General features: G+C 52.3%; 16 protein-coding genes, 1 tRNA gene and 1 riboswitch. Of the genes, 10 read left to right on the top strand and 7 right to left on the bottom strand.

Annotated features, from left to right (window positions below; genetic code table 11):
- Nucleotides 1-275: 275 nt before the first annotated feature.
- Nucleotides 276-701 (top strand): hypothetical protein, encoded by a 426-nt coding sequence (locus tag L6H70_RS19595; RefSeq protein WP_236335739.1) that lies wholly within the window; start codon nucleotides 276-278, stop codon nucleotides 699-701.
- A gap of 141 nt (nucleotides 702-842) precedes the next feature.
- On the opposite strand, the gene L6H70_RS19590 is transcribed toward L6H70_RS19595, so the two are convergent.
- Both L6H70_RS19590 and L6H70_RS19585 read right to left on the bottom strand, forming a co-directional pair.
- A tRNA-Thr gene (locus L6H70_RS19590) sits at nucleotides 843-914 on the bottom strand.
- Nucleotides 915-991: 77 nt separating this feature from the next.
- A complete protein-coding gene (locus L6H70_RS19585) occupies nucleotides 992-1300 on the bottom strand; it encodes an MTH1187 family thiamine-binding protein (RefSeq protein WP_236335737.1) in 309 nt (102 codons plus the stop codon).
- Nucleotides 1301-1688: 388 nt separating this feature from the next.
- A riboswitch (cobalamin riboswitch) is annotated at nucleotides 1689-1918 on the top strand.
- 335 nt (nucleotides 1919-2253) lie between these two features.
- Here L6H70_RS19585 and L6H70_RS19580 point away from each other — a divergent pair.
- From L6H70_RS19580 to L6H70_RS19565, 4 genes are all read left to right on the top strand, one after another.
- Nucleotides 2254-4239 carry an anaerobic ribonucleoside triphosphate reductase gene (locus L6H70_RS19580; RefSeq protein WP_236335735.1) on the top strand — a complete coding sequence of 662 codons (1986 nt, stop codon included), beginning with the start codon at nucleotides 2254-2256 and terminating at the stop codon, nucleotides 4237-4239.
- On the top strand, nucleotides 4236-4751 hold the full coding sequence (gene nrdG / locus L6H70_RS19575) for an anaerobic ribonucleoside-triphosphate reductase activating protein (RefSeq protein WP_236335733.1): 516 nt from the start codon (nucleotides 4236-4238) through the stop codon (nucleotides 4749-4751). Before L6H70_RS19580 ends, nrdG begins: the two co-directional genes overlap by 4 nt.
- A 188-nt stretch (nucleotides 4752-4939) precedes the next feature.
- Nucleotides 4940-7273 (top strand): ribonucleoside-diphosphate reductase subunit alpha, encoded by a 2334-nt coding sequence (locus tag L6H70_RS19570; protein WP_236335730.1) that lies wholly within the window; start codon nucleotides 4940-4942, stop codon nucleotides 7271-7273.
- A gap of 262 nt (nucleotides 7274-7535) precedes the next feature.
- Nucleotides 7536-8567: a ribonucleotide-diphosphate reductase subunit beta gene (locus L6H70_RS19565; protein ID WP_236335729.1), complete on the top strand. Its 1032-nt coding sequence runs from the start codon at nucleotides 7536-7538 to the stop codon at nucleotides 8565-8567.
- Nucleotides 8568-8652: 85 nt separating this feature from the next.
- Here the strand turns inward: L6H70_RS19565 and ssuE are convergent, their stop codons facing one another.
- The gene (gene ssuE / locus L6H70_RS19560; protein ID WP_236335728.1) at nucleotides 8653-9207 is read right to left on the bottom strand and encodes an NADPH-dependent FMN reductase; all 555 of its coding nucleotides are present in this window, start codon (nucleotides 9205-9207) and stop codon (nucleotides 8653-8655) included.
- 425 nt (nucleotides 9208-9632) lie between these two features.
- On the opposite strand from ssuE, the gene serS reads away from it, so the two are divergent.
- Complete coding sequence (serS, locus tag L6H70_RS19555; RefSeq protein WP_236335727.1) at nucleotides 9633-10925, top strand: serine--tRNA ligase; 1293 nt, start codon at nucleotides 9633-9635, stop codon at nucleotides 10923-10925.
- A 263-nt stretch (nucleotides 10926-11188) separates the two neighbouring features.
- Here serS and L6H70_RS19550 read toward each other — a convergent pair whose 3' ends face one another.
- The 3 genes from L6H70_RS19550 to L6H70_RS19540 form a co-directional block, all read right to left on the bottom strand.
- Nucleotides 11189-11749, bottom strand: a complete 561-nt coding sequence (locus L6H70_RS19550; RefSeq protein ID WP_236335726.1) for a hypothetical protein — start codon at nucleotides 11747-11749, stop codon at nucleotides 11189-11191.
- Nucleotides 11750-11815: 66 nt separating this feature from the next.
- The gene (locus L6H70_RS19545) at nucleotides 11816-12121 is read right to left on the bottom strand and encodes a NucA/NucB deoxyribonuclease domain-containing protein (RefSeq protein WP_236335725.1); all 306 of its coding nucleotides are present in this window, start codon (nucleotides 12119-12121) and stop codon (nucleotides 11816-11818) included.
- A complete protein-coding gene (locus tag L6H70_RS19540) occupies nucleotides 12115-12789 on the bottom strand; it encodes a hypothetical protein (RefSeq protein WP_236335723.1) in 675 nt (224 codons plus the stop codon). Before L6H70_RS19540 ends, L6H70_RS19545 begins: the two co-directional genes overlap by 7 nt.
- Nucleotides 12790-12814: 25 nt before the next feature.
- Here L6H70_RS19540 and L6H70_RS19535 point away from each other — a divergent pair, with 25 nt between their 5' ends.
- From L6H70_RS19535 to L6H70_RS19520, 4 genes are all read left to right on the top strand, one after another.
- Nucleotides 12815-13045, top strand: coding sequence for a hypothetical protein (locus L6H70_RS19535; protein ID WP_236335721.1), 231 nt, complete (start codon nucleotides 12815-12817; stop codon nucleotides 13043-13045).
- Between the two features lie 201 nt (nucleotides 13046-13246).
- Nucleotides 13247-18649, top strand: coding sequence for an S-layer homology domain-containing protein (locus L6H70_RS19530; protein WP_236335720.1), 5403 nt, complete (start codon nucleotides 13247-13249; stop codon nucleotides 18647-18649).
- Nucleotides 18650-18923: 274 nt separating this feature from the next.
- Nucleotides 18924-19829 (top strand): ArsR/SmtB family transcription factor, encoded by a 906-nt coding sequence (locus L6H70_RS19525; RefSeq protein ID WP_236335719.1) that lies wholly within the window; start codon nucleotides 18924-18926, stop codon nucleotides 19827-19829.
- 36 nt (nucleotides 19830-19865) lie between these two features.
- Nucleotides 19866-21137, top strand: a complete 1272-nt coding sequence (locus L6H70_RS19520; RefSeq protein ID WP_236335718.1) for an MFS transporter — start codon at nucleotides 19866-19868, stop codon at nucleotides 21135-21137.
- A 90-nt stretch (nucleotides 21138-21227) separates the two neighbouring features.
- Here the strand turns inward: L6H70_RS19520 and L6H70_RS19515 are convergent, their stop codons facing one another.
- Nucleotides 21228-21866 (bottom strand): histidine phosphatase family protein, encoded by a 639-nt coding sequence (locus L6H70_RS19515; RefSeq protein ID WP_236335717.1) that lies wholly within the window; start codon nucleotides 21864-21866, stop codon nucleotides 21228-21230.
- Nucleotides 21867-21879 lie beyond the last annotated feature (13 nt).

Below are 21879 nucleotides of genomic sequence, written 5' to 3'. Positions count from 1 at the left end.
ATACCCGCCAGGTACCCGATACATACCACTTAAACGGTTGATTTCTTTTCAAAGCAAGACTCCATTAATATAGATCTTACTTACTTAAATATAGAGCATACTGATTATTTGTCAAATGCCGCAAAGCCAAACCTTGTTTGTATATTTCTAGTATCTAGGTTTATATGATCAAGCAAAGTACAGCTAAATGTATATAATCATCAGGAAGTAAGTCCAAACTATAATTGCAGATTCACAATATATTAATCTATAACCTTGAATTGGAGTGATGACCAATGGCATCAATAATAAGTTATGGTTCGCAGGCAAAAATCCCGTTAGACCCGCTTACTCCTGCAATAACGGTTGCGGGGATTCCCGGAGCTGGAGCGGGTCTGGCCACAGCGCAAGTAAATATTAGTCCGGCTAATCCTGCCTCTTACTCCAGTAGAGTAGAGTTAAATGGCAGCTTAAGTCTTACTGCACTTGCTAATAGTCAATTTTATATTATAATCCGGCGTGCGGGAGCCGATATTTATAGATCCTTTTTCCGGTTTACTACAATCACTGATATTCAATTAAATGTTCTGTGGGTCGATGGTCCTTATCTTGGAACCCATAACTATGAGTTGGTCATTCAAAATGATAGCATCCTGCCTATAAATCTATTTGGCCCTATATCATTCACAGCAACTGCTATTGGAGGAGAAGGCGTAATTTAAGTTTGGAACTAGATTTGGGTCTAGTTATTATTCACATGTTCTCCCCAATTTGCTAATGCTTTCGGTAGAAGAGTGTTAGAAGAATAAAAAGGCGCGGCCCTTGAAAACTCAAGAATCCGCGCCATACATAGTTTATCGGGATGCTGGTGAAGGGAATTGAACCCCCGGCCTACGCATTACGAGTGCGTTGCTCTACCCCTGAGCTACACCAGCTTGAAGCAGGTTTGCCGTCAAACAAAAAATATTATACAACTTCCAGCTAAAAACGCAACACTTTTTGTGCCTGGATACTAGTTATCCTGCAGCTTGCGTTCTACCGATTGCAGCTTGCTGCGGCTGGTGGAAGGCTTGTCGCGGCGGTCATCGATTTTGAGCGAGGTGGATACACGCTGGGCCCCGGCGGTGAACGGAGATTCATGCAGTGCTTCTACCGCAGCCAGAATCCGTGATACCGGCCCCTCAATAATCGTTCCCATAGAAGTAAGCTCAAAGGTGATCCCCTCCACCGTCTGCAATACCCGCTGCATGTCGGCCACATAGCTGCTGAGACTGGTGCTGCCTGTACCGATCGGAATTACCGTAACTTCGCCAATAGCCATCTCTAAATCCCTCCTGAACAAGATTTGGTGAGCCTTCCCGTTATCGAATCCGTTAAATCACGCTAGTCTCTTCTTATTGTAGCAACTCCGCTGCGCTCCTACAAATTACCCGGAGGATCTTCTCCAGACCCCTTTTATTCGAATCTATTAATAGGTTTATCCGCGAGTCACAATTACAGTGTCACAATCACAATATTTATGGAGTCTTTGTGGCATTTTTTCGGACAATTTATGACCCGGAACGCTGTTTTTTATGCTCAAGTTGTGGATTACCTGTGGACTAACTGTGGATCACTTGTGAGTAAGCGGGCCGAACCCGCGCCGGGAGCGGGTTTTTAAAAAGTGGTTTACAAACACAATATATTGGGTTATTTTTAACTAACGACAACAAAATATAGTGGAAACAGGTGCTTTGCTCTTAAATAGGGAGCTGAAGCTTAATAGGGAAACGCGGTGCAAATCCGCTGCGGTCCCGCCACTGTAACCGGATGCGGGAGGCCTAACAGGGCCTGCCCGCCAGCATCTTCCAGCATAAGAGCCACTGAGGGCATGAAGCCCTTGGGAAGGCACGGAAGATGTACCGGAAGCCAGGAGACCTGCCTGTTTCCGGGCACCGTATTCATGCCTGCGAGGAACAGGAGAGGTGTCCGTATGCGGCCTGCAGCAGCAGAAATAGCCTACCCGGGATATGGGAGCACAGGGCTGCCGATACCTGAAGGCGATAACCCTTATCGCCTTCAGGTATCGGCTTCTGCAAAAAGGCAAGAGGGCTAAGCTATGCCCGCTTGTCTTTTACATCCAGACCACTGGAAATATCCGCTTGGCGGATATTTATGACGCATCCGGGCATTTTCCGCCTCCAAGGCGGGAGATGCCTTTTTACTGAGTTCAGATAGAGGGAATTACAGGAAAGTTATTACTAGAGCGACTATACCGAGAGGAGAGAGCTATACATGACGCTGCTGGAGAAACGGTACAATGGTGGACAAGCTGCACAGGAGGTTCTTTTGGAAGAAGTCATACATCTGGGACGGGATATTATCGAGAGCCGGGACCTCGACCTGCTGCGCGAGAATGCCAATTTGAACGGGGAGAGCTTCTCCGGTAAAATGAGCAAATTCGGCAGTGAGTATTCCAAGTGGTACGCCCGCAATTTCACGATGCCGCCGCAGCTGGTGCAAGCGACGCTCGATAATGTCGTGTACGTCCACGATCTGGACCAATACGCCATCGGAACCACCAACTGTATCTTCATCCCGTTTGAACGCCTGCTCCGTGAAGGCTTCAACACCGGCAACGGCAGCGTCCGTCCTCCGAACTCAATTATGACCGCGATGTCACTAGTTGCGATTATTTTTCAGTCTCAACAGAATGCCCAGTACGGCGGGGTATCGGCCAATAAGATTGACTACGATCTTGCGCCTTATGTAACCAAATCCTTTGCTAAGCTGTTCCGCAAGGGACTGGAGTATTTCGAAGAAGGACAAGCCGGCGAGCATCTTGGCGACATCTCTATGAGCCGCACCGATCTGGCTGAGCAGTATCCGCGGGCTTTCCGCTTTGCGCAGAAAGAAACAGAGAGCGAAACTCTTCAGGCCGCTGAGAGCATGATACATAATCTAAATACGATGTCCAGCCGCTCCGGCGGGCAGATTCCTTTTACGAGCATTAACTACGGCACCTGCACTTCTCCGGAAGGCCAGTTGGTCATCAGTTCTCTGCTGACTGCAACGATGAACGGCCTCGGCAGCGGGGAAACACCGGTGTTCCCGATTCAAATCTTCAAGTGCAAGCAAGGCGTCAACCAGCAGCAGGGCGATCCGAACTATGAGCTGTTCCTTAAAGCGGCTGAATGCTCGGCCCGCAGACTGTATCCGAACTTCGCCAATCTGGATGCGCCGCTCAACCTGCAATATTACGATCCGGCCGATCCGGACACGGAATTTGCCACCATGGGCTGCCGCACCCGGGTGCTTAGCGACCGCTTCGGACGCAATCACTGCTCCGGCAAGGGCAATCTTTCCTTCAACACACTGAACCTTGTCCGTCTGGGCCTCGCCCATGGGACTGTAACCGGCCGCCGTCTTACCGCCGATGAGGAAGGCTTCTACGATGACCTGAATCATTATATGGACATCGCGCTGGAAGGTCTGCTGCACCGCTTCCGCATCCAGGCTTCCCAGAAAGCCAAAGCCTCGGACTTCATGATGCGCGAAGGCGTCTGGGAGGGCGGCGAACAGCTTGCGCCTGACGACAACGTAGGCGAGCTGCTCAAGCACGGAAGTCTGTCCATCGGCTTCATCGGTATGGCGGAGTGCATGAAGGCCATGTACGGCAAGCACCACGGCGAAGATATGGAAGTTCACGCCAAAGCGCTGGCCATCGTCCGCCACATGCGTGAATACTGCGACCGCAAGAGCGACGAGCTGAATCTTAACATTACGCTGTTCGCCACACCGGCTGAAGGCCTGTCCGGCAAGTTCACTAAAGTGGACCGCAAGGTACTAGGCTCCATTCCGGGCGTAACTGACCGTGAATACTATACGAACTCTTTCCATATCCCTGTATACCATGAGCTCGGCGCTGCGCAGAAAATCAGCCTGGAAGCTCCTTTCCATGAATACTGCAACGCCGGAGCCATCTCCTACGTCGAGCTGAACGGCAATGCCCGCAGCAATCCGTCGGCTTTTGTCAAAATCATCAAGTACGCGCTGGAGCAAGAGATTAGCTATTTCAGCATCAACCATCCGATTGACCGCTGCTCCGGTTGCGGCTATGAAGGCGTAATCGGCACGAACTGCCCTTCCTGCGATGCACATGAGCATGACGTGCATATCCGCCGGCTACGCCGGGTAACCGGATATCTGACTGGCGACTATCAGACCCGCTTCAATGCCGCCAAGCAGGCAGAAGTAAGAGACCGCATTAAGCATCTATGAATATTTGCGGCTACTACCCGGAATCGATTAACGAGGGAGAAGGCATGCGGGCCGTCCTCTTCCTCAGCGGCTGCCGGCACCGCTGCCCGGGCTGCTTCAACCCGAAGACCTGGAATTTCAATTTCGGTGAACCTTTCACCCTGGAGCGCCAGAGGGAGATCATCGCCGAAATGGCCGCCAACCCGCTGCTGGATGGACTGACGCTGGCGGGCGGCGATCCTTTTTTCTCGGCAGAGGAGGCCTCAGGCTTTATCCAAGAGCTGCGTGCCGTCCTGCCGGACTTTCCGATCTGGATTTATACCGGCTACACGTACGAGGAGCTCACTGCTGCTCCCGGCTCACCGGAATGGAACCTGCTGGCCCAGTGCCAGGTGGTCATTGACGGACGTTTTGTAGAAGAGCTTAAAGACACTACTCTCCCCTACAGGGGAAGCAGCAACCAGCGGATCATTGATATTCCGGCCAGTCTGGCAGGCAGCGAAGTCGTGCTTTGGCAGCCAGCAGTGCTGTAACTGTTAATTAAGCGATATTGCTTCACAATACATGCTATAATCTACTCTTGTGTTTTTTATTGAAGCGGTGCCGTCCTGCATAGGACGGTAATACGCTTTTCACTGGCCTTGCAGGCCGCTTTTTTCGCCCCTATAGATAAAATTTTGATAGTCAAAATTAAACTCAAATGCGAAAGGATGATTAATTTATGCCACAACTCGTAGTGAAACCCGATAACCGCCAGCTGGCTTTTGATGAAATGCGCCTTTCCGTATATGCCGACCGTATCCTAAACGGCCTGGAACAGTTAAGCAAAGAAACGCTGCTACGCGGAGTGCAGTCCAAGCTGCGCCGTGAAGAGGTCAGCGGAGAAGAAATCAGCAATGCTTTTACGATGAGCGCCCTTGAACTCGTGACGAAGGAAGAACCCGACTGGAAGTTTGCCGCCGCCCGTTCACTTTTGACTTCCCTCTATAAGAAAGCCGCCGTCAACCGCCGCTATAAAGCCTATCCGGAGGAGCCCTACGGTGAGCTCTACCCACTGATTACCGATCTGGTCAAAAAAGGCATCTACCGCGAAGAGCTGCTGACTCACTACACTAAGGCGCAGATTGCCGAGCTTGGCGAATGTATCGATTACACCCGTGACCTGCTGTTCGATTATATCGGGCTGCTGACACTGTCCGACCGCTATCTGGCCCATGATTTTGATGGACGCGTGATGGAGCTGCCGCAGGAGCGTTACATGATTATTGCGATGTTCCTGATGCACCGTGAGCCGGAAGAGAAGCGCCTTGAGCTGGTAAAAGAAGCCTACTGGGCTATGAGCAACATTTATATGACCGCTGCCACGCCAACCATGTCTAACGCCGGTAAAAAAGTCGCCGGGCAGCTCTCCAGCTGCTTCATCGACACTGTGGACGACTCGCTGGAAGGCATTTTCGACTCCAACACTGACGTAGCCCGGCTCAGCAAAATGGGCGGAGGCATCGGCGTCTACCTAGGTAAAGTCCGGGCCCGCGGGTCCGATATCCGCGGCCACAAAAACACCAGCTCCGGCGTTATCCCTTGGATCCGCCAGCTGAACAATACCGCTGTCAGCGTCGACCAGCTCGGCACGCGCAAAGGCGCGGTTGCGGTCTATCTTGACGTGTTCCACAAGGATATTCTCGCCTTCCTCGACCTGAAGCTAAACAACGGCGATGAGCGGATGCGCGCCCATGACGTGTTCCACGGCGTCTGCCTGCCCGATCTGTTCATGGAAGCCGTAGAAGCACGCGGCCACTGGAACCTGTTCTGCCCGCATGAAGTGAAGAAGGTCATGGGCTGGAAAGACGCGAACGGCCGCGCGCTCGGCCTTGAGGATTTCTATGACGAAGAGCTTGGCCAGGGCGCTTTCCGCGAGAAATACGCTGAAGCCACGGCTAATCTGGAGCTCTCCCGCATCACGGTGCCGGCCATCGACATCATGAAGCGGATTATGAAGTCGCAGCTGGAGACCGGTACGCCGTATATGTTCTACCGCGATACCGTCAACCGCACCAATCCAAACCGCAATCAGGGCATGGTTTTCTCTTCCAACCTGTGCACGGAAATTATGCAGAACCAGTCGGCGACCGTGATCGAGCAGGAAGAACTGGTTACCAAAGACGGCCAGACCCGGATCGTCATCTCCAAAATCCCCGGCGACTTCGTAGTCTGCAACCTGAACTCCATCCACCTGGCCCGCGCAGTTCCGGCGGGTGTGCTGGAAAGACTGGTGCCGATTCAGGTCCGCATGCTCGACAATGTCATCGACATTAACAATATTGAAGTGCTGCAGGCGCAGTACACGAACAGCCAATACCGCGCTGTCGGCCTCGGCACCTTCGGCCTGCACCATCTGCTGGCCCTGGAAGGCATCCGCTGGGAGTCCGAGGAAGCCATCGAATACAACGACCATCTGTATGAGCACATCAACTATCTGCTTGTGCGCTCCAGCATGGAGCTGGCCCGTGAAAAGGGCCGCTATCCGAAGTTCGCAGGCTCTGACTGGGAGACCGGCGAATACTTCACGAAACGCGGCTATACCAGCGGCGAACAGGAAGGCAAGTACGTGACAGCAGAGCAGTGGCGCCAGCTCCAGCAGGAAGTGGCGGCGGACGGCGTGCGCAACGCCTGGCTGTTCGCGATTGCACCGAACGGCTCGACATCGATCATTGCCGGCTCCACCGCCAGCATCGATCCGCTCTATGAGCTGCTCTCCTACGAGGAGAAGACGACCTACAAGATCGCTAACCCGGCACCGGATCTGTCCGAGAAAACCATCTGGTACTACAAGACAGCGTTCCTGATTGACCAGAACTGGTCCATCCGTATGGCTTCGGCCCGCCAGCGCCACGTTGACCAGGGCCAGAGCTTCAACCTGTACGTGACGCCGGACATCAAGGCGACCGATTTCCTGCAGCTGCATTTGAACGCCTGGAAGGGCGGACTGAAGTCAACGTATTATGTGCGGAGCCGTGCCCTGACCATAGAAGAGTGTGAATCTTGCGCGAGCTAAAAACTAACTTTAACATGGGGCACTTGGAGTCACGGAGAGGAAGTTTGGAACTGTAGGAGCGTTAGCGTTCGCCTGAAAGCTTTCTGCAGGAAAGCTCACATCGAAAGCATAGACTGTCTCCGGATTTTATCCACTATAGCGGTATAAATCAAAAAATCTGGAGACAACAGCGGCCGGAAGTCCAAACATTCCTCGTAGTGACAAATAAAGTGCCGTTTTTAAAGTGACCACTTAGCTCAGGCAAATACAGGAGGGAACCAAAATGCAATTACAAAAGATTTTTAATACAGAAGCACCGAACCAATCAACCCGCATCATCGACGGGGAATGCTCGGGGATTCTGAACTGGAACGATATCCGCATGCCGCATATGTACAAGCTGTACAAGGTACTGCTGCTTAACCACTGGATCGCTGACGAGATCCCGATGTCCAAGGATGCCCAGCAGTTCCCGCAGCTGGAGGCTGAGGAACAGCGTGTGTTCAAGATCAACATCTCGCTGCTGGCGGTGCTGGACTCGATGCAGACGATGTTCGTCGGTGACGTGAAGCGTTATTTTACCGACTCTTCGCTTGAAGCGATTTCGGCGATCATCGGACAGCAGGAGGTTGTACACAACCAGTCCTACTCCTACGTCCTCTCTTCGATCGTCTCTGACAGTGAGCAGAAGGAGATTTTTGAATATTGGAAGCATGATCCGGTGCTGCTGGAGCGCAACCAGTTCATCTCCGACATCTATCAGGAGTTCCGTGATGCACCATCGAAGGAAACTTTTTTCCGCGCATTGGTGGCCGATCTCATTCTGGAAGGGATTTTCTTCTACAGCACGTTTGCCTTCTTCTACAATCTGGCCCGTGACCAGAAAATGATGGCGACCAGCCAGATGATCTCCTACATCCAGCGTGACGAGAATCAGCACTGCTACTTCTTTGCCGAAGTGTTCAAGCAGCTGCTGGTCGACTTCCCTGAGCTGAACACGAAAGAGAACATGGACTACGTCTACCGTACGATTGACCGCGCTGTAGAGCTGGAAACCAACTGGGGGCACTACACGCTGACCAATGTACGCGGCATCGACATGAACGAGCTGAGCGACTATATCAAATATATTGCCAATAAACGCCTGACCCTGATGGGGCTGGACAAGGCCTACCAGGGCGTCGACGTCAACTGCATGCCATGGATCAAACCTTTCTCGGACGAAGCGCTGAATGCGACCAAAACCGACTTCTTCGAAGCCAAATCGCGCAATTACGGTAAGGTCGGCGACGACAACGGATTCGATGATTTGTAAAAATGTAAAAAAGCCCCAACCCGCCGGATTTCCGGCAGGTTGGGGCTTTTGACTGTTCTAGTGTGCGTCTATGTTACTGAGTTAGCTACTCTCCGGCTTTCCGCGCCGATTTATGCGCGGTTTCTTCCGCCAGCTCCTCCAGCACGCTGTTCAGGCGCAGCTTGAGCTCCTCGGCCAGCTCAACAACACCCTGATCGTTACGCACCGCCTGGGAGTCCACCGCATATACGCCGCCCAGGATATGACGCGCCCCGAGTACGGACAGCACCGGCTTCAGCGAGTAGTCAATTGCCAGCAGATGCGCGAGACTGCCGCCCATGAAGAGCGGAAGCACGATTTTGCCGGCGAGGCCTTTTTGCGGAACCAGATCGAGGAAGGTCTTCAGCACACCAGTGTAAGAAGCCTTATATACCGGGCTAACCACGATTACCGCGTCGGCCTCAGCTACAAGCCCATTGGCTTTGACAATGGCTTCGCTCTCAAACTTGGTATGAATCAAATCCTCCGCTGGCAGCTCGGCAACATTAATCCGCTCCACCTCGAAACCGCGCCCGCGCAGATCCCCCTCTGCATATTCGATGACCGCGTTAATCCGTGATACCAGGGATGGCGTTCCGTTAATTACAACTATTTTGGCCACTTCTACACCTCTTCCGCTTCTGGTTATGAATAGAATATGCCATTTAATGCAGGCTTAATTACTTTAAATTAGTAATAATCCTATCAAAAAAGACGGATTATTGTCAAACTTGATCTACGCTGCTGGCAGATTCGGAGCCCTTGCATATGTCAGATTTCTGGGATATAATGAGCGGCAAACCTACATCTCAATCAGGCCAATGACCGGCATCCAACCGTGAGGCGTCTGCGACCGGAGCAATGCTTTGTTCCCTAAGTTTACCGGGTTTCGCCCGTTACCGCGAAGACCAAAGAGGATCGGATTCCGCTGTTAAGCTATTTTTATGGAGTTCGGTCAACCTGGGTGGCACCGCGAGCTGACGCTCCTCGTCCCATGGATGAGGGCGTTTTTTGTATTTTTTTAAGACAAAAAGGAGCGAATGCGGCATGCTGGACATGAACTGGATTAGGGAGAACGAAGAACTTGTGAGAAATACGGCGGTGTGGAAAAGAGTAGAATTCCCGCTGGATGAGCTGCTGGCGTGGGACGACAAGCGGCGCCTGCTGCGCCGGGAAACGGAGCAGCACCGGGCAGAGCGCAACGGGCTGACCAAAGAGGTAGAGCGGCTGCTGCGCCAGGGCGAAGCCGCTGCCGGAGAGCAGGCTAAGGAGCAGGTCCGGAAGCTGAACAGCCGGCTGGCAGTTCTGGAAGCGGATCTGGCCGAGGCCGACCGCCACTGCGGGGAGCTTCAGCTGCTTGCGCCGAATCCCGTATCGGCGGATACGCCGATCGGCAGGGACGACAGCGAGAACGTGGAGCTGCGGCGGACCGGAACCCTGCCGGAATTCAGCTTCGCGCCGCGCGATCACGTGGAGCTGGGCGAGCTGCACGGCATCCTCGACATCCCGCGCGGAGTTAAAGCCGGCGGACCGCGCAGCTATGTGTTGAAGAATGCCGGCCTCTATCTGCATCTGGCCGTGCAGCGGCTGGCCCTGGATGTACTCGCAGAGCGCGGCTTCACGGCCATGGATGTGCCGGTGATTGTCCGTCCGGAAGCGCTGGAGCGGACCGGGTTTTTCCCCGGAGGCAAGGATCAGACCTATGAGCTGAACGGGGAGAACCGCTGGCTGGCTGGCACCTCGGAAGTTTCGCTGGTCTCGCTGTACAGCGATGAGATCGTAGAGCTTGATGAACCGATGCGACTCGCCGGCATGTCGGCCTGCTTCCGCCGGGAGGTCGGCTCGGCAGGGCGCGATGTACGCGGCCTCTACCGGGTGCACCAGTTCTCGAAGATCGAGCAGGTTGTGTTATGCAAGAACGACCCGGAGACTTCGGAGCAGATGCTGCAAGAGATTCTGGGCAACGCCGAGCATATCCTGCAGCTGCTGGAGCTGCCTTACCGCATCGTTGCGGTCTGCAGCGGCGATATGTCGCTGAAGACACATAAGCAATATGATGTGGAGACCTGGATGCCCAGCCGGGATGCCTTCGGCGAGACCCACTCGGCGTCCAACCTGCATGACTTCCAGGCCCGACGCTCGAACATCCGCTACCGCGACGAGCACGGGCGGCTGCAGTATTGTCATACGCTCAACAACACCGCAGTGGCTACGCCGCGGATTTTAATACCGCTGCTGGAGAACCACCAGCAGGAGGACGGGTCGATTTATATTCCGGCAGCGCTGCGTAAATATATGAACGGGTTGGAGCGGCTTGAAGTGCCGCAGGGAAATAAATAAAAAACGGCAGAGAGGCGTCTTTGGAGACGCCTCTTTGCTGTTTTGCCAACATGTTTCTTAAACTTTTTACTTTCCCCATAAATGTTTTCTGGGACAATGTTTACATCAGGCACTTGAAGCTATCAGAGTAATCTATGAAACCTAAGTGCATTTTTTGATAAATGAGAATGTATGAAGAAAGCATAAGGTGTCTCACCATAGTTAATGGATTCTTCCACCAAAAAAGCCTTGAAATGCTTGAGGCCTCTCAAGGTAACAGCCCCTTAATTGTTCCAGTAATCCACGTCTGGGTTCAGACTATGGCCTATGGTGCCTTCTTTTTGAAAATCATAATCAAGGTAACCATCATCATCTAAGTAGTAGATATGTTGCTTATACAATTCAATGACTGTATTTAGAAATTTTTCTGCCGAGCGATATACTAAATTTAGAACGCCCTCGTCGTGCATAAATAAACAGATGCCAGAATTACATTTAAAATTCTCCACATAACAAAAGTAATCACTAGAATAGTTAACTAGTAGAGGTAAAACTGTAGAATCTTTGGGCCAAGAACCCAAGATATCTAGATTGTTCTTCTCTTGAGCTAACTCCTCAATGTGTATTAAACGGTATCCCGGAATGAAATCCATTAATCTCTGATCTTTCATGTCCCTTTTCGTTCCCTGCACAGAACTGTACACTACTTCGAACAATTCTGGTATTTCAGCAAGCTCATCAAATGCCTTTGTCCAATTTTCTGTAGCCTTTCCTAAACTCTCTGGATAATCAGTCCTTAATCCGCCTGAATACTCTATGAACTCATTGAATAATTTCTTTAACATTTTGCACCTCACTTATTTTCACTCTAATAGAGTTTAATATATAATCCTCATGAAAGATAAAATGTATCAATCTATAATTTTAACATCAAATTTACCATTTTTAGCAATACCATTTATTCTATAAAACTGTCCTAAATCTCTTCCGACTGCTTGGTTTTCATTATTTAGAACTGGCTCTACATGTGCACCAGCACCGCCTTGCTTGGTGGAAGCATAAGGAAACTCATCATAATCATATCCTTGTGGTGGAGGGCCTTGTTCTTTTCTAATCTGTTTCTGTGCTTCATAACGATTTTTTTGTGCCGCCCGTGTCCCCTCCCCCCTCTCAAGATTTTCTAAAGAATGGCCCTTTTCTTGTGCATTTTCTAACATCGTCGTATGATTGGGATATTTTTCTTTTGAAACCTCAAAAACAGGATTTCCTGTGCCCTCTGTCTTCCCCCCAGACCGCAGCATGCTACTAAGATTATCTCCAGCCATCGGCTTTTCGAAAGTTGCTTGGTTGTCGAGCCAGCAACTTGCTTGGCTTCATTGGCTGCAGATTTTTCAATTGCCTTGGCACTTTGGCTGACAGCATTACTCTTGGCTACCTGTACGCCTTCCTTTACGATGGCTGTCTCGGCCAAGTTCTTCATCAGCAGCTTATCTGCTCCCTGAACGAGCGCTTTGACTCCGGATGTGAGAACCTTGCCCTCACCAAAGGTCGCCACGAATAAGGTTAAGGATGCTCCTCCAATGAGTCTTTCGGCCACAGTCGAATTTTTCCCAAATGTTGCTTTGAGATCATCACCAATCAAGAAATTAAAGGTGCCCACTGCCGCTTTCTTAGCCCCGTTTGCAACAGTGTTCAGGATGGAGTTGTTTGATTTCGAGTTATTCGGTTTCGAGCTGTTGCTTGAAGTAGCCGCTGGCTTAGCCGTAGAAATCCCCTTATCACCAGGATCGTTTTGCTTGGCTTTCGCTGTGGCTGCCTGCTCCTTTTTCTTTTCCTGGTTCAATTGCTTCGCCAACTGCTGATTTTGATTTTCCAGCTTGCTCATCGCAGCTGACGCAGTTTGCAGCGCTTTGGAAGAAGCGGAATTGGAAGCAGGGGCATTATTCTTCGATGACACTGAATTTTTTGTTGTATTTGTTGTACCGTTTGCTTTACCTGAGCCTGAGTTATTCTTTGATGATCCGCCGGATGCTGCCGGCTTTGTTGTAGTTGTATTATTTTTAGGCGCTGCCGTTGTGGTTGTCTGCACCGGTTTAGCCGTGCCGTGTCATAGTCATGACCTCCGGTATCCCTCCCGCTAACACTCCCCTAACACTCAATTAACACAAGCTTCAAAACCAACCGTTCTCATCCCAAATTTAATCAAAAATTTTATCCATTTTCGTAATATTATCCTATTAATTTATGCATAATTAACAAATATTAACGAAAAATTGCTTCGCTATTATTTTATTACTATTATAATAGAGTGCGAAAGATATTTTATGGGGAGGTATACTTACATGAAATTGTCTTCACCAAGCAGGAAAACACTCAGTCTTCTTCTGGTGTTAGTCCTACTTCTTACCGGGGGCCTCCCGGGAATTTCTCCTGGCACCGGCAAGGCTTCAGCAGACGCGCCGATAACGGTGGAAGCCGCTTTAGCCAAGACGGCAATCGAGAACGTTACAGTCTTAGGTTATATTGTCGGGTATACCACGGGTACAGGTGCATATTCCCAAAACCCGTCCAGCTTCGCCAATGACTCTAATCTTGCCATCGCAGACAACCCCGCAGAGACGGACCCCGCCAAAATCATGCCGGTCCAGCTTCCAGCTTCACCCGATTATATCCGCAAACAGTTTGGTTTGAAGACCAACCCTTCGCTCCTGGGCACACAGATTGTGATCACAGGAAAGACAGAAGCCTACTTTTTAGTACCCGGCATTAAGAGTGTTTCCAAGGTAGAAATGTTCAGCACCACCCCTCCTGTTTCAGCTTCCCCGGCCTCCGGTTCCACGGTAGGCAAAGGTTCCACCATTGCTTTAAGTACTTCATCGGTCACAGCAAGCGTGTATTACAGTGTATATGCCAACGGTAGTACCACCGCAGATCTCGCCAATGTATGGTATCAGGCGCCCATTGCAGTTGACGCTAGCTATAATACCCTTACCATTAAAGCCTACTCCACTTCACCGGGGCTTACAGACAGCCCTCTAGCTACTTTTACCTACAAAGCCGTATCTGTACTCGATAATTTGAAGATTAATCAAATCCAGGGAGCCGCACATACTTCACCGTATGCCGACAGTCTGGTTACGAATGTGAAAGGAATTGTCACCTATATAAAGGATGCAGACACCTTCTATATTCAATCATCCGATGCGGATGCGGATAGTGATATCAAAACCTCCGAAGCGGTGATGATCTATCAAAAAGGCGGCAGCAGCGCTGTCAAGGCAGGCGACTCCGTTGCCGTTGACGGAACCGTTCAGGAATACGGCTTCAGCGGCCAATTGACCACAACGGAAATCGCCGCCACCAAAATTGCTGTGCTCAGCAGTGGCAATGCCCTGCCGGCTGCAATTGTAGCAGGTACAGGCGGGCGAGTGATTCCTACGGCAGTCATCGATGATGACAAGCTGACCAAATTTGAGCCGGCTACGGATGCCATCGACTTCTACGAGAGTCTGGAGGGCATGCGCCTGCAGCTCAACAAGCCGACTACCGTCGGTCCGGCTGTCTATTACGCATCCAGCAGCACGTTTGAAATTCCGGTCATTACGGATAATGGCACGGCCAATACAAACGAAGTCTATTCCGCTGCAGGCGGCCTGGTGCTGACCGGTGCCGACTTCAATCCGCAGCGCCTGATGCTCTCTGTGAAGACCGCGCCTATTCTCACCACAGGGCAGAAGTTCACCGAGAATATCACCGGTATTCTGTCTTACGATTACGGTAAATTCATCATCTCCACGGAATCAGGAACACTCCCTGGAGTAAGCGCCAGCACCCTGCAAAGAGAAACCACTACCCTCGCCTACGATGAAGGCAAGCTGACGGTTGCCTCTTTTAACATTGAGAATTTCTCCAAGCTCAATGACAACAAAAAGATAACCAATGTAGCCAAGGATATTGTGGTCAACCTGAAGACTCCCGATATTGTCGGCCTCACAGAGGTGCAGGACAATGACGGTGCCGCCAATTCAGGCGTGACCGATGCCAGCGAGAGCTTCCAGGCGCTGATCGACGCCATCAATGCACTTCCCGGCAGCAGCGGCACAGATTATGCCTATACGGATATCGCTCCGGAGAATAACAAAGACGGCGGTGCTCCGGGCGGCAACATCCGTTCCGGCTTCCTCTACAATAAGAACCGCGTCGAACTTAAAGCAGGTACCAAAGGAACTGCAACGCAAGCGGTAAGCTACAGCGCAGCTTCGGGCCTTAGTCTAAATCCCGGACGGATTGATCCGCTGAATGGGGCTTTTAACGATTCGCGCAAACCGCTGGCAGCCGAATTTACTTTCCAGGGTAATGATGTCATCGTCATCGCAAACCACTTTAACTCCAAGGGCGGCGATAGCTATCTGTTCGGCGCCACTCAGCCGCCAGCCTTCAGCAGCGAAGTCCAGCGGGCGAATATCGCCAAGGCAGTCAATGGATTCGTTGCAAATGTGCTTAAGCAGAACGCCGATGCCAATGTCGTCGTGCTCGGTGATTTGAATGACTTCCAGTTCTCAAACACTCTGAATCTGTTAAAAGGCAGTGCACTTACGAATCTCGTAAACACCCTGCCGCTAAACGAGCGCTATTCCTACGTATATCAGGGCAATTCACAAACGCTCGATCACATTCTCGTTAACAACAGGCTGGCATCCGGCAGCAAGCTGGATATCGTGCATCTCAATGCTGATTTCGCCGATCCAGGCGATTACGGCAGCAGCGTTACCTTCCCTGAGGATATCCGGGTAAGTGACCATGACCCGCTGGTTGCACAGATTGATTTTGCCCCAGCTGACTTTAACCTGCGTGTCCTGCATACGAATGATACACACAGCCATCTGGAAAATGTAACGAAGCGCACCTCGGCGATCAGCAGTGAACGGACAGGCAACTCCGTATTGCTCGATGCAGGTGACGTTTTCTCCGGCACCCTGTACTTCACCCAGTTCAAGGGACAGGCAGACATCAAATTCATGAACAACATCGGCTATGACGCGATGACGTTCGGTAACCATGAGTTTGACTTGAATAAGGAGCAGCCGGAAGTGCTGAAAAACTTCGTGACGGCGGCCAAATTCCCATTCGCCAGCGCCAACATTGACTTCACAACGAAGAACAGCGAGCTTGCGGAGCTCTATCACAATACCACCGGAACGCTCGAAACTGATGAGACCAAGAGCACAGCAAAGGATGGAAACATCTATCCTTCGGTCATCAAAGATGTATACGGCGAGAAGATCGGGATCTTCGGCCTGACTACTGAGGATACGGTAGGGCTGTCCTCGCCAGGAGACAAGATCAGCTTCAAGGATCATGTAGAAAGTGCTAAGAATACGGTAGCGATGCTGGAAGCCCAGGGCATAAACAAAATCATCGCCGTTACCCATCTGGGCTACACCGTTGACCAGGAGCTGGCCAAAGCCGTTCCGGGCATCGACATTATCGTCGGCGGCCACTCGCATACGAAGATCGATAATCCTCCGTCTCCGATTGTGAATGTAGGAACCGGCAAAAAGGTACTCATCGTACAGACCGGTGAATACAGCCAATTCCTCGGTGAGCTGGATGTTACCTTTGATAAGAATGGCGAAATTCTCGGTTACAGCGGTGCACTGCTGGATGTTAACCGCTTTGGGGAAGATGCAACTGCCAAAGCACTGCTTGCTCCATATGATGCCGAACTGGCTACAGTACGCAGCGCGGTCATAGGCTCCTCAAATGTTGATCTTTACGTCAACCGCACGATCGACGGAAAATCGGTACGGGTTGTACGTCAGGAAGAAACACCGATCGGCAACATGATTGCCGACAGTATCTCGGAGAAAGTTAAAGAGCTGCTGCCGAACTTCGTATCGGCAAGTGACCTCGCTTCGATTAAGGGTGTTGTTGCTATCCAGAACGGCGGCGGTATCCGTGCAGCCATCGACAAGGGCGACATCACAATGGGTGAAGTGCTGACCACTCTGCCTTTCGGCAACAGCCTGGTTGCCCTCAAGGTTACCGGTGCGGAAATCATCTCCTCACTGGAGAACTCCGTCAGCGGCCTTAGCTCCGACCAGGGCCGGTTCGCACAGGTATCCGGCATGAAATATACGTTTGACTCTACGAAGACGCCGGAAATTGTCGATCCGTTAACCGGCAATGTCACACAAGCCGGACAACGCATTGTATCTGTTGAGATTCAGCAGGCTAACGGCTCCTATGTGCCGGTTGATCCGAACGCTTACTATATTCTGTCCACGAACTCCTTCATGGCAGGCGGCGGCGACTTCTACCGGGCGCTGGCTGCAGCCAAGGCGGACGGACGTTATTATGAGCTCGGTCTTCCGGATTTTGAAGTTCTGTTGTCCTATTTGAGAAAACACAATCCCGTAGACGTCGCTGTCCAAGGCCGGATCACCGACCTGAAAGGAACCACTCCGGCTCCAACAGCTACACCTACACCGACTCCATCAGCTACCAGTGCTCCTGGCGGAGGCGTAATAACCGTAACACCTTCCCCTACCGCCAGCGCATCAGCAACACCGCAAGTGACTACAATTACCGCAGCTGATCTGACTGCGAAATTGGCAGCTCTGCCGACCGGAAGCAGCGAACTCGTCATTCCGGTTACCGCCTCAGGCGGCGGAGCGCAGATTGTGCTTCCAGGCAGTGTGCTGATCCAGCAGGCTGCGGCCAATCCGGCAACAGTGCTTACCTTTACTACAACGAACGGAAGCTCTTATTCACTTCCGCTCAGCCTCGTGAACGGAACGGCACTTGCAGCACAGCTTGGCAGCAGTGACTTCACGATCACCGTCTCTATTCTGTCAGCCAGCACGGCCACACTGAGCAGTGTGAACCAGGCTATTGCTGCACAAGCGGGTTCCGGCACCCTGGCAGCGCCGGTAATTGAGTTCAGCATCACTGCGAAATCGGGAACTGCCAGCGTACCGCTGAACAGCTTCGGCAGCATCTATGTGAAACGGACGCTTACAGCTCCATCCATTTTGAATCCGGGGTCGGCAACAGCCGTATCCTTTGACCCGGTAACCGGAAAAATCTCCTTCGTACCTTCCGTATTCACCACGAAGGCAGATGGAACTACCGAGGTTGCGATCAAACGCAACAGCAACAGCTATTACACCGTTGTCCAGTCTACTAAGACGTTCGAAGATATTACTGGCCACTGGGCCAAATCAGCAATTGATCTCCTCGCATCCAAGCTGATTATTACCGGAACCAGTGCCACAGCATTCTCGCCTTCGCAGCAGGTGACCCGGGCAGAATTCGCGGCCCTGATTACCCGCTCGCTGGGTCTGGCAAAGGCAAGCAGCGGCACCACCTTCAGTGATGTCAGTGCGGGTGCATGGTATGCAGATGCTGTGCAGACGGCAGCTGCAGCAGGACTGATCACCGGTTATACTGACGGCAGCTTCAAGCCAAGCAGTCCGATCACCCGCCAGGAGATGGCAGCGATCTTGTCCAAGGCCATGAAATTCACCGGCAAAACATTAAATGGGGATCTCTCGGCGCTGAAGAAATTCAGTGACGCAGCAGCCCTCCCTGCCTGGTCTCAGACGGCCGTAGCTGAGATTGCCGCTGAGGGCATCATTCAGGGGCAGCCGGACGGCTCGTTCGCTCCGCAGAAATCGGCTACCCGCGCGGAAGCCGCCACGATGCTGGAGAAAACCCTGAAGACACTAGGATTTATCAACTAACGTTTAACCTCACTTGAAAAGGCGGTTCCCGGGACGTGAATAACGTCCACCGGGGACCGCCTTTTTTTTGATCGTGTAATTCCCCCCGCAAATCCCCTCCGGTTATGCTACTACTGCCATAACTGGCGCAGTCATTTCCAGCTCAGCTGAATATTATTTTTCCTTTATCTTGAAATCTAAATTTTGTTCGCATATAATAAAACCAACAAGTGGTTCTATATTTATAGAACAATATATTCATTAGCATCACAACAACCGAAATGAGGAATCCCCTATGAGCTATACGGTTCAAGTAGATTTTGCGCCAATGTATGAATGTATCGCCAGCCTGAATGCTTTTCTTTACAAACAGAATCATAACGCCATGGACGCCGGGAAACTCTGGGTCCGCGAGGTACAGGAGCAGTTCGCTCCGGTGCAGCTGCAGAGAATGCGGGAGATTATCACCATAGCCGAGGATTTCAGCTTAGCTCCATATATTTGGACCTGCCCGGGGCAGCGCACCGTCAGCGGGTTCCTGAATTGGTTCGATGAACTGAGCACGGGTGAGCTGTACGAGATCTCTGGCCGTTTCGGCCAATCCGTCCCCTCGAATTTGGCTGAGCTGCGAAGTGCCGCCATTGAAATTCTGCGCGTTTGGGATGCCGGCTATTTCAGCGGGATTGATCCGCAGATTCTTGAAGGGCTGCAGCAAGAGGCGGATGCCAGAAAAGACATGCTAACCGGCGGCAATGACATGGAGGTCTACGAGCAGGCCACGGCAGGCATGAGGTTGTATCCTGCCGGACAGCTGAAACAGGTCATCCTTATCCCGCAGTATCATCCCCGGCCGCTGGTTACTTCGGCTTTTTATGATGAATTTGTGTTCACCAGCTACTCCTGTGATGTCCTTCCGCCGGAGGCGGGACGCCCAGCACCGGCGCTGCTGCGGCTTACCCGGGCACTTTCAGATGAGACGCGGCTGTACATTCTTCGCCTGCTTACCGGGAAGCAGCTGAATTTCACTGAGATTGTTAAGCTGGTCGGCCTTTCCAAAAGCACAATCCACTACCATCTGATCGCACTGCGTGCGGCGGGTCTGGTCATCGTCCATTACAACGGCAAGAGCATCTCCTACAGCCTGCGATTAGAGGCTCTGAATGAACTGCCTCATCAAATCGGGACGTATCTGGAGAGCTAAACCAGAATCAATCCAAAGATAGAGGTGAGCCTTCCCATGTTAAAACGCAGCTATTTCGGACTGCTGTCCACCATATCCTTAAGCACCTTCGGTGATACTTTTGGACTCCTGGCCATGGAGTGGATGGTCTATGAGCTGACCGGCTCCAAGCTGGCCATGGGTGCGCTTGTACTCTGCTCCGGCATTCCGGAGCTGCTGATCCGCCTGCTGGGCTCGCCGCTGTCCGACAGGCTGAACCGAGTGCGACTCATGGCCTTCCTGGCTGCCATCCGTCTGCTGGCCATCGTCCTGCCGCTCGGGATGGGCCTGGCCGGCCAGCTGCAGCTCTGGCATCTCTTCGCTGCTGCAGCGCTCAGCGGTGCCTGCTCCGCGCTATTCCTGCCGACGGCCATGGCCATCGTTCCGGGCGTGGCCGGCGAACGCAAGCTGATGCGCGCCTTTGCCGTCATTGACGGCTGCAAAGGCGCCGCCGCCCTGCTCGGCCCGGCCCTGGCCGGCGTACTGACCGCCAGCAGCGGTGCTCTGCCGGCGCTCGGCATCAATGCGCTGTGCTATGCAGCCGCCATCGCTACCCTGCTGTACCTTCCGAAGCCAGCCAAGCCCCGTGAAGCTGCCGTCAGCTTCTCCGTCCCGGCATACCTGCGGGAAATTGCCGAAGGACTCAGCTTCTATAAGCAGTTTCCGGCCATGCTAATCATTATGATCCTGGCTTCGGTCAGCAATTTAAGCTCGATTGCCGTCTGGACCATGATGGTCCCTTATGTCCGTGAAGTGCTGCACCGCGATGCGTCAGTACTGGGCGCTCTGTCTACGGCATCTGCACTGGGCTACTTAACCGGGATCAGTATTGTCTCGCTGATCGGGGAGATTAGACGCCGACGCCCCTTCTTACTTGGCAGTCTGATGGGAATAGGGCTGATCACAGCGCTGTGGGGGCTTATTCCAAGTTATCCGTTTGCCCTCACCGCCGTCTTTACGGCAGGAGTCTTGGGCCCCTTCTTTGGCTCGTTGAGCTCCTCCCTGCATGGGCGGCTGGTTCCCGGCAGCTTACAGGGCCGGGTGAACTCGATCCGTTTCCTAATCGGTGGCGCCCTGCAGCCGCTCGGTGCTTTTGCCGGCGGGATCCTTGCAGAGCACTATGGCGTACCCGCTCTATTCCTGGCGGCTGGACTGCTCTCCGCCGTTTGCGCCGGCTTAGCTGCACTGCTGCCCGCTCTTAAAGCGCTGGATGGCGATCTTTCGCGCCTCCAGCCGAAATCCTCCGTCCGTTCAGCATTGCCCGGACGCTGGTTAAGCAGCCCAAAATGAGCAGCATTAATAGGCGATGCCCGCTTTCAGAGGTCATCGCCTGCCGTCTATAGCTATAGGAAAGTCGCTGGTACATCGTCCACCAAAAATTTAGGATTCCATTCCGGCTTCGATAATTTCATAATGGCTGATGTCCCCATGCAGCAGGATTTCCGGCACACCATCTGTAATATCGATTCTGCACAGGCAAGCCGGATAAATGTAAGGTAGCTCCCACAGCTTATCCATAGCCCTGGCTTCAAAGTACGCCATCAGCACCTTGATCACCACCGTGTGCGTCACTATAAGTAGTGTCTGTCCTTCATGCCTGTCCACAATCTCCCGAAGCCTATTCAGCGCCCGCTCCTGCACCTCTGCGAAGGTTTCGCTGCCCTCTACAGCGAATTTCCCGGGATCTTCCCAGAAATAACGGTACTGCTCCGGATCACTCAGCTTAATAGCGGAGGACTCACGGCCTTCCCAGCCGCCCATGCACAGCTCCTTGAATTCATCGCAAGCCGTTACAGGAATCTTCCGCTCTCCGAGAATCAGCTCCGCGGTACGTAGTGTGCGCGGACTGGAGCTTGCATACACCGCATCCAGCTGCACCTCCTGCAGCCCCCGGCCGAGCCACTGCGCCTGCTGCACCCCTAGCGGAGTAAGCGCCGAGTCCTGGTGTCCCTGCATACGCTGCTGCACATTCCACTCTGTCTGGCCATGCCGTGTCAAATATACTGTTGTTGTCCCCATAACTCAGCTCTCT

Origin of the sequence: Paenibacillus auburnensis (assembly GCF_927798115.1) — a bacterium.
Taxonomy (GTDB): Bacteria; Bacillota; Bacilli; order Paenibacillales; family Paenibacillaceae; genus Paenibacillus_AQ; species Paenibacillus_AQ auburnensis.
The sequence above is the reverse complement of the archived record's forward strand: the minus strand, read 5'-3'. Positions and strand labels throughout refer to the sequence as shown.